This is a genomic window from Aneurinibacillus danicus (assembly GCF_007991215.1).
In the GTDB taxonomy this organism is placed as follows: domain Bacteria; phylum Bacillota; class Bacilli; order Aneurinibacillales; family Aneurinibacillaceae; genus Aneurinibacillus; species Aneurinibacillus danicus.
In genome coordinates, this window is sequence record NZ_BJXX01000027.1 from 1 (window position 1) to 11,913 (window position 11,913).

Below are 11,913 nucleotides of genomic sequence, written 5' to 3' on the forward strand. Positions count from 1 at the left end.
GCCATGGTGGTTTTCTGCCTTTTTTATTCCTCCTCCCACATCTTATTTAATTTTTCATACGTAGCCGGATATTTAGCCTGGTACTGCAGGAAGCTTGGTATCGGATAACGTACCCCTCCTTTGTGCGTTCCGGCAAATCCGGCTATCACGTCATCTGCCATTCGATACGGGAATGAGAATGCCATTTCATGATCATGTGTTTGACCGAACACTCGGTCACCATAGCACGGTAAAATCACCTGCGGACTATCCGTCTGGGTTGTACGAATGATAATATCCGCACAATCCGCCCGTGCCGAAAACTCCGATGTAATCGCTCCGCCCGTGCCGAAAACTCCGATGTAATCGCTCCCCCCGTCGTAAACAGCGATGCAGCTACCATGCGCATAACCTGGGCCGAGTTTCCGTACACAACTACCACATCCGGTTCAAATGCCGCGCGATTCAGCGGACTAACAACAATAATACCGCTCTCTTCTTTCGTGAATTTCGGAACAGCTTCTTCCGTCAGCCGGGCACAGACAAGCGTCTCGGCATACATGCCGTGCGCCAGGTTCCCTTCTGTATAAAACGACACTGGTTCTTCAAAATGAAAAGCAGCTTTGGCTATTGGACAGGATAAATCCTCCCCACCCATCGCAATTGTCCATCCGTAACGGCGCGACATCGTGATTCCCTGGCAAATGCTCAGCTGCACCTGTAAATCACGCAGCGGGCGTTTTGCTTTGTCCGGAACTTCTTCACCTGGGCGCAGCACCCGGATCGCCAGTGGAAACGTATCGGGACGAACATTCTTCTCGATTTCCTGATGCAGCTGCCGCAGTTTATCGGCAGATGTCCTTTGCATAGTTTCACTCATTATTTCCTCTCCCTTTGTTCATAAGTAAGTAACGGCTAAAAGAAGGCGAAAACCCCTCAAATCATTTGAATATTTTCTATATTCTTTTCTTTTCTCTTACTTTCCTTTCGACAAGCGCAACTTTTTTTATCGTTTAGGTTGCAATCCGCTAAGCCGCCTGGCGAAAATAGTAGAGAAGGAAGGTGTTTTTATGTCAGATTGGGATGTAATCGTAATCGGCGGAGGTCCGGCCGGGCTAATGGCCTGCGTAGCTGCCGCTTCGGACAATGCTAAAGTGCTGTTGCTCGATAAAGGAGATAAGCTGGGGCGAAAGCTTATGATTTCCGGGGGAGGACGCTGTAATGTCACGAATGCCAAACCGCTTGATGAATTAATAAAAAACGTTCCCGGCAACGGGAAATTCCTATTCAGTGCCTTAAACACGTTCGGCAACCAGGAAATTATCCATTTCTTCACAGGGCTTGGCATTGCGCTAAAGGAAGAAGATCGCGGCCGTATGTTTCCTGTCAGCGATAAAGCGAAAACCGTTGTCGATGCTCTTCTTGGCGAGATACGGCGGCTTGGCGTAACCATTCGTGTAAACGATCCTGTCAAACAATTGTTATACAATGAAGGCGGCGTGGAAGGTGTCGAGCTTCTATCCGGCGAAATAATCCCTTGTCAGCATATTGTTGTGGCGACAGGCGGTCGTTCGGTGCCGACGACCGGATCTACGGGTGACGCTTATCCGTGGGCGCGTGACGCAGGCCATACCGTAACCGACTTATTTCCGACTGCCGTGCCGCTTACCGCGGATGATGCTTACATCAAGGAAGCCAGACTCCAGGGCTTATCGCTGCGCAGCGTCTATCTCACCTTATGGAATCCAAAAGGCAAAAAAGTATGCACGGAAGAAGGGGATATGCTGTTTACTCATTTCGGAATCTCCGGTCCTGCCGTACTGCGCGTCAGTCACTACGTATCTGTCACACAGCGCAAATTCGGCCCGTTTCCACTTAGACTAACCATCGATGCGCTCCCGGATAAAACAGTTGATGATATCGAGCGGGAGACGATAAACCTTATGGAACGGGAACCGAAAAAAACGGTCAGAAACGTGCTCCGCACCTATCTGCCCGAAAGGCTGCTTCTGCTTATTCTAGAAATGGCAGACATTGAGGAAAGCACAACATATGCGCATATTCCCCGGGCCAAATGGCGTGAGGCAGCCCGGCTTATGAAACAGTTTCCTGTAACGATCACCGGTACGCTTCCGCTTGAACAGGCCACAGTGACAGGAGGTGGAGTCAGCGTCAAAGAGATTGACCCTAAAAGCATGCAATCCAAGCTAAAACGCGGACTCTTCTTTGCCGGAGAAGTGCTTGACGTGCACGCGCACACGGGGGGCTATAACATCACCGTCGCATTTTCAACCGGGCACGCAGCCGGATCGGCCGCTGCCAGACAGGCCCTGGGAATCAAAGAGAGTTTCGTTCCGCTAAAATAAAAAAGCAGGGGGCGATAAGGAGATGAAGGAAAGAGTAAAAGAAATGCTGCAGCAAAATGAGTTGTTTCGCACGCTTCCGCAGGAAACTATCGATGAAATCATCGAAGTTTCTTCCGTAGCTGAATATCCGAAACACCATTTCGTCATTCATGAGCGGGAACAGGAAAACGATCTGTTTTTCCTGCTTGAAGGAATGGCAAGAAGTATCATCATTACGGATGAAGGTGAGGAAGTCTCGGTACGCTTCTATCATCCAGGAGAGCTGGCCGGTCTAATCAATACGCTGGCGGAAGATACGTCCCGCTTCTCCGTACAGACAATGGAAAACTCCCGCTTTCTTGTCATAAAAAAAACGCTGTTTAACCGACTCGTTCATGACCACGCACCTTTCGCTGAACAGCTTACCCATGATATCAGCAAACGCCTGCAGTATATGTATCATGCGCTGGCGCTGGAGTCTTCGGCACATCACCATGGATTTGAAGCATATCCGTATCGCAAAAAAGCAGGCGAGCTTATGGAGACTGAACTTGTCTTTCTTCCTCCCGGTGCGCCCGTCATCGAAGCCGCTTCCGTTATGCTGCGCGAGCAAACGAGTTCCGTCCTGATTATGGAGGATGAGGCGCTGCGCGGCATCGTGACGGAGCGGGATTTAATCGCACTTCTTCCCAATTATCAAACCATCGCTTCACTCACCGTTCAAGACGTTATGAGCGGGAATGTGGTTACTATCTCGGAGGACGCCTATTTTTATGAAGCGATGCTTATGATGATGAAGCATCAAATCAAACATCTGCCTGTGCTCTCCCACGGCAAAGTTGAAGGCATTATAACGCTTAAGAAACTGACCGATTTTCGCGGCCATTCTGTGCTTGGCATGGTTAAAGATATAGATGCGGCGCAGACCATAGAACAATTGGCCGAGCAGCATAAAAAAATCGTGGCTTTCATCGACCGGATGATGCGGGAGGGAGCGGCGGCCCATGAAATCTGCTCGATTATTACGGAATTCAATGATCGGATCTTGCGCCGAATTATTGAATTATCAGAACAGGCAATGGTTGCCGGGGGATGGGGGGCGCCGCCAACGGACTACTGCTGGATTACAATGGGCAGCGAAGGCCGCAAAGAACAGACCCTGAGCACGGACCAGGATAACGGGATTATTTATCCTGATATCGAAGACGAGGCACACCATGCAGAAGTAGACAATTATTTCGCCCGCCTGGCGGAGAAGATTGTTGCAGGCCTTGAAGCATGCGGCTTTCCGCGTTGTAAAGGCGACGTCATGGCGACCAATCCGAAGTGGCGAAAATCGCTGTCCGATTGGAAACGCATGGTCAACGCCTGGTTCTCCCATATGCAGGGCGAAGAAATTCGCATGTTTACGATTTTTCTCGATTTCCGCCCTGTCTACGGAAAAACGGAATTGGCCAATGATCTCCGCCGCTACTTTCTGACACGCAAAAAAGACTTCCCGTTTATCTATAATCTACTGGCGGAAGACGATGCCTCCTGCAGCGTTCCTCTTGGCATATTCGGCCGGGTTATTTATGATAAAAAGATTAAGGACGGGATTGATATCAAAGGCGGCGCGCTGGTTCACTTCGTCAACGCGATGCGCCTGCTATCCATTTTTGAAGGTATTGAGGCGGTCTCAACGTTAGAGCGTCTGGAACAGCTTACGAAAAAGCGCGTGTTTACACAGGAGGAGGAAGACGAAATCAAAGATTCATTCAATACGCTGCTTCACTTCCGCATTCGCGAAAATATGAGGCAGTTGAAGCAAAAACGTCCCCTCTCTAATGAACTTCATGTGGCCGCTCTCCCTAAGGAAGAGCAGATTCGCCTGAAAAAATCGCTAAATACGGCAAAATGGCTGCAACAAAAGCTGATTCGCCAATTCCATGTGCGCGGCATTCGTATTTAATTTTTCGTTTTTCATCGACCGATAAAGAATGCATAAACAGTAAGATATAAATGCGATATACTTCATTTTTTATGAGAATAAATAATGAAGGAATATCGCATTCATTGTGCAGAATAACTGAGGAGAAAAGATCCAGAGTAGAAAAAGGCGTTCGCCTTTTTCTACATTAAAATTCCTCTTCTCATTCCCTCCCCCCTTTTCCTTCGTACCAAACCTTCCCTCAATTTTCACGTCGGGGTTGCGGCTGAAAAGCCATGATTGTTTTCCATGCAATACCGTAAATTTGCCATGTCAAAAATTGTCGAATAAATGTAGTTTTCAAATTTTTATAAATATTTTAATATTAGGAAAGAGTCGTGAACATGCTTTCAGAAGCGCTCACAACTTTGAAACCGCTTTATTTAGGAGGTGACAGCCGGTTCTTTTTCAACCAGACCCAGACAAAAAGAACAATTATTAAGATGGGAGTGATTAGAATGGCAAATCTTGCACAGACAAACACCTCGGATATGGGGGGAAAACGAGGACAAGGTATTGATTACTCAGCTATCGCACGCAGCGAGAAGTTCAAAAAACTGATGCAAGCAAAAAAAAGGTTTATCGTGCCAATGTGCATTTTCTTCATGGTTTTTTATTATACTTTACCCATAATGACATCCTATAGCAAAGTACTGAACACTCCGGCAATCGGCTCAATTACCTGGGCCTGGATTTATGCATTTGGCCAATTTATTATGACATGGGCATTATGCATGATTTATACTCGCAAGGCGAACTCCTTTGATAGCATAGCGAATGAAATCATTGAAGAACAGCAAAAAGGAGGGCGTAACTAATGGCATTTACTTTCTTTCTTCTCATTGTAGCGGCAACGCTTATTATCACATATTACGCTTCCAAAAAAACGAATACTACAAGTGAATTCTATACGGCAGGTGGCGGTCTAACCGGCTGGCAGAATGGTCTTGCCATCGCCGGAGACTACATGTCTGCCGCGTCTTTCCTCGGAATCGCCGGCTCTATTGCACTCACTGGTTTTGACGGTTTCTTCTTCAGTATCGGCTATCTCGTAGCCTATCTCGTCGTATTGTATGTCGTGGCTGAGCCATTGCGGAATCTTGGCAAATACACGATGGCCGATATGATTGCAGCTCGTTTTGATAACGCAAAAGTCCGTGGTGTTGCGGCACTCAGTACAATCACGATTTCTACTTTCTATATGATTGCCCAGCTCGTAGGTGCCGGCGCACTCATTAAACTTTTACTTGGGCTCGACTATACAACGTCTGTATTAATCGTTGGTGTACTGATGACTGTGTATGTAATTTTCGGTGGTATGACAGCAACAAGCTGGGTACAGATTGTTAAAGCAGTTCTGCTTATGTTCGGAACATTCCTTATCTCTGTTATGGTATTTGCAAAGTTTAATTTTAGCTTCATTGAAATGTTCGAACATATGAAAACCGCGACACCGCTGGGTGAGAAATACTTAAATCCGGGAGCCAAGTCCGCAAACGGACTGGATAACATTTCTCTAAACATCGCATTGGTGCTAGGTACGGCGGGCCTACCGCACATTCTCATCCGCTTCTTCACGGTAAAAGACGCACAAACAGCACGTAAATCTGTTGTATACGCAACATGGCTCATCGGTCTTTTCTATATTATGACGATTTTTCTTGGCTTTGGTGCCGCTGCATTCGTAGGCAACGATGCGATTGTCCAAGCAAACAAAGCAGGGAATATGGCAGCTCCACTGCTGGCAAAAGCACTGGGCGGCGATTTATTAATGGCATTCGTAGCGGCGGTAGCATTTGCGACTATTCTGGCGGTTGTAGCAGGTCTCGTACTGGCAGCTGCTTCCGCGTTCGCGCACGATTTCTACAGCCATATCATTCGTAAAGGCAAAGCAACCGAGAAAGAACAAATGTTAGCGGCTCGTTATGCATCCATCGGCGTTGCGGTAATCTCCGTTACTCTCGCGCTGTTCGCACAGAAAATGAACGTTGCATTCCTTGTATCACTCGCCTTCTGCGTAGCCGCAAGCTCCAATCTGCCTGTTATTATCTACACGATTTTCTGGCGTCGCTTTAACACGGCCGGTGCAATCACCGGTATGCTGGTTGGTCTTTTCACTGCGCTTGTAATGGTGGCAGTAAGCCCTAACGTATTTGACCCGACCCCCGGCAAAGCCATTCTTACCGGCACACCTTTAGTCAGCTTAACAAATCCTGCTCTTGTTTCCGTACCGGTAGGTTTCCTCTCCGCGTATCTGGGTGCTATTTTCTTCGGTCGTCCAGAAAGCGACGCGAAGTTTGACGAAGTTATTGTAAAAGCGAATACAGGCATTCGCGAATCCGCATAATGCAACTTTTCAGCACGCAAGACCGCTCCCGGGGAGCGGTCTTTTTTCTATTTGATAGCCTCTATAAGAAAAACACAAAAAATTAAATTTTTTTGGATTAACGTTTAAAGTACAGAGAATCGGGGAAGTATAATAGTGAACCTACTCCCCTTTGAAATTGCAACTGATTCTCACACCTCTACTCCCTTATTGGACACATCAATTTACGATGTGTCACTTTTTTTGTATCCGCATTTTATCCGACAGAACAAAAATCCCATGACTTTTTGTGGTACGAAGGAAAAGAGAGAAGAGAACGAGACAAGGATCTCAATGTAGAAAAAGGCGAACGCCTTTTTCTTCCCTGGATCTCCTTTCCTCTTTCTCTCCTTCTTTCCTCACAATTTTCACAGAAAAAAGGAGAGAAAAACTCTCTCCCATCATCTCTCTATTCTTCTTCTAAGTCATACTTTTCTTGTGCCAGACGAAAGGCCTGATCGGCCGCTTCGTGTGCCTCTTCATATTCTGCTTCGCGAAACGCGGTTTCTGCAGTCTGCAAGAAAGCGGCGATTTCTTTATCATAACGTCGAAAACGATTCGTACGCTGAATCTTGTCTTCCGTCATCCGGATATCACGAATCATTCTCGCTCCATCTTCCAGCAATGTCGCAACTTGCTCTTTCGCTTCCTTCAATAAATGGTCAACCTTCTGCATTTTCAGCGGAATCTCCTGAAGCGCCTCTTCTACCGTGCCAATAGCCTGCCGTGACAACTGTATATTGCTTGTAATCCCATACGGCAGCTTAGGCAGATGCAGACGTTTTAACTGCTGCTCGACTCTTGCGACGCTGCCACGCAAGTCATGCACCTCTTCGCGGGCCATTCGCTCACCCTGACGGAACTCTTTTAATTCCTTCATCACCAGATCACGGCGTTCCATCATCTGTGTGACTCGCTCCGTTACCTGAGTCAGCGTCTCACCATGCCGATCATAATTCTCACCGGATTCGCTCGCGCTAATTTGTTCAAGCGTATTCTCAATATCAGCAGCCACTTCAGGAATCTGTTGGTAATAATAAAACGCCTCTCCATCCTCTACTTGATATCGTTGGGATAAGTCACTCAGTTCACCGGACAAATATTCCTCGTCCTGTTTTAGTATATTGAGATAGTATGGAAGCTCATTTACGTACTGGCGATATTGATGCCTGTTTGTCACAATCTCTTCCATCGTCTGATAGACGGCTTCAATGTCCTCCCGAATTTCAAGAATGAGATTTTCGGCATCTGTTACCTTGCCTTCTTCAAATAGCAGCGGCAGTTTCTCTGCCTTGCCACGAATCTTTACAAGGCGCGCGGCGAAAAACTCTTCACCGCTCGTATAACCACCTTCTACCATTTCTTTGGCATCTTCGTCCAATTGGCGAATTTCTTGATCTAAATCCTTCACAATCGTTTGGCGTACTAGCGGTACTTTCTGTAGCAGTTCCATTAGCGCTTGCTGTCTTTCCACAAGCTCCTGCAGGCGGTTGCGTGCCTCCTCAAAATCGCCTTTCTCCTCCGACTGTTTAACAGCCTGTGACTCTCTATCGAACTGGTTCATCTGTTCTTTCAGAGTATGAAATGACACACCGTATTGAATCCGGAGTTCATCCAACCGACGCTCATTCTTCTGGTGTAGCTGGTCCGCCTCCTCTTTAAAAGAAGCGACATCTTTTAGCGTTTCGCGAAGCTTGTCCAACCGGATATGTAAGTTACGGTACTCTTCTTCAATGCGAAACAACTTATCTTTCGCTTCTTGAATAATCTCCTGTCCCCGCTTAAAACGAAATTTCATTAGATTCTCTTCCGCATCGACCAGTATAAGCTCTACATCGGCAATAGCGTCTTTCTTCAAATCATCAAGCGCAGTAAGGATCGCCAGATACTTCTCTTTTACTCTGCCCGGCTCTTTCTTCCAGGTTGGAGCAATTTCAAAAGCATTAAGCTGATCCGCTACCTTTATGCGCCATTCATCTACTTCGTCAATCTCCTTTAATACTCGAGCGCGTTTGGTATAGGCAAATGCAGCTCCGCCCAGTCCAGCCGCGACAAGCACAAGCCCGATAAGCAGCCAGACAGGCCAGGAAGTAACTTTCTCGGCAGCAGCCGGAGCAGGCGCTCCTGCCATAACGACCTGACCTGTGCTTCCCTGCTTCTGGCTCTGTGTGCGCACTTCATCTTCAACCGCTTCAACAAAAGACATTACTCCGGTCATCAAGGTGCCCTGGTTCGCATATGGTTCGAAGAAATATTCCATTTTGCGCTGCAGCACTTCCTGTGTAATCCCACTCTCTCGAAAATACTTGCCGCTTAGAATAACCATATTCTTCTCTGCCACTGATAAAACCATAATCATTGCTTTGTCATCTACCGTGAATTTGCCCAGGATCTGCTCCGCGTACTGCTGAAGCGTCAACGGTTTGCTGTCAGCGACGACTACCAGCTTGTACGTTTGTTTCATATTTGAAGTTAAATTCGCGAATTTTTTCTCCTCTTCATTTTTGATAACATTGTTAACATCCGTTACCGGTTTATTTAAGGAAGCCGGCAGCGGAGCCGCCAAGACATAACAAGGACTTGCCAGAACGGCAAGCATGATCATCCATACTATAAAAAAACGGGACACCCGTTGTCGTTTTATATCTGTCATTATGCCGTACTCCTTTGGGAAAAATCAGCCTATTCTTTTATAATAATTAGGTATCTACTAAGAAAGTTCCTGCTTAAAAGTAGGTTTTTCAACAAAAAACTTAGCGAAGTGTGTTGAGCGGTGTCAGCATATGACGCAAGAAATCGGATATGTAGCGCACCATTTCCTCGACAAATCCATCGTCGAGTGGCTCCAAGTAAAATACTTCACGAATAATCTGCGGATATGTATAAGGAAAACTTGTAATAGCCATAAGCTGGATTACCACTCCATCCACCTGCAGTGCAGGAAATTCCCCCTCCGCAATCCCCTCTTCAATGATTGCGGTAAAATAATGTTTGAGCCGGGCCAAGTACGTACTCATAACTTCTCGTCCAAGCATTGATTCTACCGACAGCTCACGCTGAATAAGTCGGGTAACCTGATACGAATCGCACTGAAAACGAACCAGGCTCTCCACCATGCTGTGCAAAAGATCAGACAAAGAGTGCCAATCACCGTCATAGCGACAGGCGTCCAATCTATGAAACATATTTTCATAATAATCAATCATCATATGTTCCAACAGCCCTTTTTTATTTTTGAAATAGTAGGAAATCAACGCTACGTTCACGTCGGCTTTACACGCGATTTGCCGGACTGTCGTACCGTCGAATCCTTGTGAATCAAACAGCTCGACTGCGGCCCGGATAATCTTTTGTTTCGTTAGCTTCGGCGAACGTTTCACGATTTGTCCCCCCAAAAAAACCTTGCTTTTATGAGAGCAAGGTTGATTTTTTCTTCTTTTTTACATAGCCAATCCCCAGCATGAACAGACAAAGCCCAAGCGCAATCAGAATAAGCTTTCCTTTATGCTGTTCCCAGTGAATTAAATAATGTCCAAGCAGTGATTCGAACAAAACGGCCGGACCTTTGCCAATCAGCGTTGCAAATAGAAAGGCGCGGAACGGTACCTTCGAGATTCCTGCCGCCGTATTGACTGCACTTGAAGGCAGAATGGGTATCCAGCGGGCAAACAAAATCACGATAAAGCCTTTTGTCTCAGCGTATCGGTTTAAATTCTTTACAAACGAATGATGTTCCATCCTCTTCTCTGCCCACTCTCTTCCAACATAGCGGGCCAGGAGAAAGTTAGTCAGTGCTGCCAGCACGGCACCTATCCAGCTGATCGCAAATCCGAGCCAAAACCCGAAGGCGAGCACATTGGCTCCTGCCAACAATACAAAAGGTACGACGGGAAAAAACGTCTGTACGATAACGGCTGCAATGGAAATCAGAAAGGCAATCCACCCGTACAATTCTATCTGTGCAGCAATCTGCTCAACGTTCCCTGTCCGAATCAGATGGCCGAATTCAGTCTGCATAAGTGCATATAGCATTACAGTCAGGAAGAGGGCAGAAAACAATAGACGCTTCAATCCACCGCCTCCATTTGTTATAGCGCATCCTATCTTCATTATTATATCACTAAAAGAACAAAAAAACCTCTCTTTCCTGAGAGGTTTCAATCGGAAAAGCAAAACTTTTTTCTTCTCATTTCACCTGTTTGTAACGATATATATGTTCTTTCTCTATCCATACCGCTTCAACCTGTTTGCGCTCTTCCAGCAAGTCCAGATGACCCAATATTTCTGAAAACGTAAGCGGCAATTCTTTGAGATAAATAGCAGGGAAGAGAAGCTGAGTCAGCTCGAATACCGTTTTGTCTCCATCTGTTAGCAGTTCGCGGATTTTTTCCGCTCTATCGTCGTTACGACGCAAACGATAGGCGATTAATTCAGCCGGATTCTCAATCTCTTCTCCGTGCGCCGAAAGCATGCGTCGAACCGGTATCTCCGCTATTCTCTGCATTGCATCACGATATACAAGCAGTGGTCTAGGTCGCTTCTGTCCAGAGCGCATAGGAGGCTCTACGAACGCATTAGACGAGATTTCTTTAATCAGGAAGTCACCAGACAGCATCAATCCATCCTGCTCCCGGTATAGCGCAAGGTGATTTTGCGTATGTCCCGGCGTGAAAACAGTTCGCCACTCTTCACAGCCTTCTAGCTTCTCGCCGCCTGTCATTGTTTGGTGAACGGGTGCAGGCTCGCTGTATATTGCCATCATTTCTTTAAAGCGCTCCACGTAGCCAAGCAGAGTTCGTGGTACACCATTCTCCTCATACAACGTGCGGAAGAAATCATCATGATGCTGCATAAACGCTTCATCCATCGTTACATACGGCACAGCGTCCGGATGCGCGATCACTTTAGCATCGGAACGCGTCACCACCTCGGCAGTCAGACCCGAATGATCCACATGCTGGTGCGTCAGGAAAACTTGGTCGATATTATGCCAGGCTAACCCGTTTTCTTTTAGGAAACGATCAAGCAATTCGAACGCCTCTTTCGTTTTTGGCCCGACATCTACAAGCGTACAGCTTTCTCCTTTTAACAGAAACACATTAATAGGCCCCACGCTGAACGGTGTAGGAATTTTCAATGGCAGCACTTCTATACTCTGGTTGGTCCTTTCCATGCTGTTCCTCCTATTTTATCTGACTGGATGTTCATTCATAAAAAACCATCATGGTATCTCATCCGCAACCCCGACATGAAAA

At 46.6% G+C, this 11,913-nt stretch carries 10 protein-coding genes; 4 read left to right on the forward strand and 6 right to left on the reverse strand.

Annotated features, from left to right (window positions below):
* Positions 1 to 23: 23 nt before the first annotated feature.
* Positions 24 to 239: a DUF169 domain-containing protein gene (locus tag ADA01nite_RS22540; RefSeq protein ID WP_371863530.1), complete on the reverse strand. Its 216-nt coding sequence runs from the start codon at positions 237 to 239 to the stop codon at positions 24 to 26.
* A complete protein-coding gene (locus ADA01nite_RS03195; RefSeq protein WP_246147201.1) occupies positions 236 to 859 on the reverse strand; it encodes a DUF169 domain-containing protein in 624 nt (207 codons plus the stop codon). The genes ADA01nite_RS22540 and ADA01nite_RS03195 overlap by 4 nt, the downstream gene beginning before the upstream one ends.
* Positions 860 to 1,049: 190 nt before the next feature.
* Here ADA01nite_RS03195 and ADA01nite_RS03200 point away from each other — a divergent pair, with 190 nt between their 5' ends.
* The 4 genes from ADA01nite_RS03200 to ADA01nite_RS03215 all read left to right on the forward strand — a co-directional run bounded on the left by ADA01nite_RS03200 (position 1,050) and on the right by ADA01nite_RS03215 (position 6,640).
* Positions 1,050 to 2,345 (forward strand): BaiN/RdsA family NAD(P)/FAD-dependent oxidoreductase, encoded by a 1,296-nt coding sequence (locus ADA01nite_RS03200; protein WP_146808461.1) that lies wholly within the window; start codon positions 1,050 to 1,052, stop codon positions 2,343 to 2,345.
* Between the two features lie 22 nt (positions 2,346 to 2,367).
* A complete protein-coding gene (locus ADA01nite_RS03205) occupies positions 2,368 to 4,275 on the forward strand; it encodes a DUF294 nucleotidyltransferase-like domain-containing protein (RefSeq protein ID WP_146808462.1) in 1,908 nt (635 codons plus the stop codon).
* Between the two features lie 509 nt (positions 4,276 to 4,784).
* Positions 4,785 to 5,111, forward strand: a complete 327-nt coding sequence (locus ADA01nite_RS03210) for a DUF485 domain-containing protein (protein WP_146808468.1) — start codon at positions 4,785 to 4,787, stop codon at positions 5,109 to 5,111.
* A complete protein-coding gene (locus ADA01nite_RS03215) occupies positions 5,111 to 6,640 on the forward strand; it encodes a solute symporter family protein (protein ID WP_146808463.1) in 1,530 nt (509 codons plus the stop codon). Before ADA01nite_RS03210 ends, ADA01nite_RS03215 begins: the two co-directional genes overlap by 1 nt.
* 427 nt (positions 6,641 to 7,067) lie before the next feature.
* Here ADA01nite_RS03215 and ADA01nite_RS03220 read toward each other — a convergent pair whose 3' ends face one another.
* The 4 genes from ADA01nite_RS03220 to ADA01nite_RS03235 all read right to left on the reverse strand — a co-directional run bounded on the left by ADA01nite_RS03220 (position 7,068) and on the right by ADA01nite_RS03235 (position 11,831).
* Positions 7,068 to 9,311, reverse strand: a complete 2,244-nt coding sequence (locus tag ADA01nite_RS03220; protein ID WP_146808464.1) for a septation ring formation regulator EzrA — start codon at positions 9,309 to 9,311, stop codon at positions 7,068 to 7,070.
* 100 nt (positions 9,312 to 9,411) lie between these two features.
* Positions 9,412 to 10,038 carry a forespore capture DNA-binding protein RefZ gene (gene refZ, locus ADA01nite_RS03225; protein WP_170230130.1) on the reverse strand — a complete coding sequence of 209 codons (627 nt, stop codon included), beginning with the start codon at positions 10,036 to 10,038 and terminating at the stop codon, positions 9,412 to 9,414.
* 28 nt (positions 10,039 to 10,066) lie between these two features.
* Positions 10,067 to 10,729, reverse strand: coding sequence for a TVP38/TMEM64 family protein (locus ADA01nite_RS03230; protein WP_170230131.1), 663 nt, complete (start codon positions 10,727 to 10,729; stop codon positions 10,067 to 10,069).
* Positions 10,730 to 10,844: 115 nt separating this feature from the next.
* Positions 10,845 to 11,831, reverse strand: coding sequence for an MBL fold metallo-hydrolase (locus tag ADA01nite_RS03235; RefSeq protein ID WP_146808467.1), 987 nt, complete (start codon positions 11,829 to 11,831; stop codon positions 10,845 to 10,847).
* Between the last annotated feature and the right edge of the window lie 82 nt (positions 11,832 to 11,913).

Excerpts from the sequence above, each read along its gene's own strand:
- ADA01nite_RS03215 (WP_146808463.1), top strand. The coding sequence starts at position 5,111 with ATGGCATTTACTTTCTTTCTTCTCATTGTAGCGGCAACGCTTATTATC.
- ADA01nite_RS03200 (WP_146808461.1), top strand. The coding sequence starts at position 1,050 with ATGTCAGATTGGGATGTAATCGTAATCGGCGGAGGTCCGGCCGGGCTA.
- ADA01nite_RS03220 (WP_146808464.1), bottom strand. The coding sequence starts at position 9,311 with ATGACAGATATAAAACGACAACGGGTGTCCCGTTTTTTTATAGTATGG.
- ADA01nite_RS03205 (WP_146808462.1), top strand. The coding sequence starts at position 2,368 with ATGAAGGAAAGAGTAAAAGAAATGCTGCAGCAAAATGAGTTGTTTCGC.
- ADA01nite_RS03210 (WP_146808468.1), top strand. The coding sequence starts at position 4,785 with ATGGGGGGAAAACGAGGACAAGGTATTGATTACTCAGCTATCGCACGC.
- ADA01nite_RS03235 (WP_146808467.1), bottom strand. The coding sequence starts at position 11,831 with ATGGAAAGGACCAACCAGAGTATAGAAGTGCTGCCATTGAAAATTCCT.
- ADA01nite_RS03195 (WP_246147201.1), bottom strand. The coding sequence starts at position 859 with ATGAGTGAAACTATGCAAAGGACATCTGCCGATAAACTGCGGCAGCTG.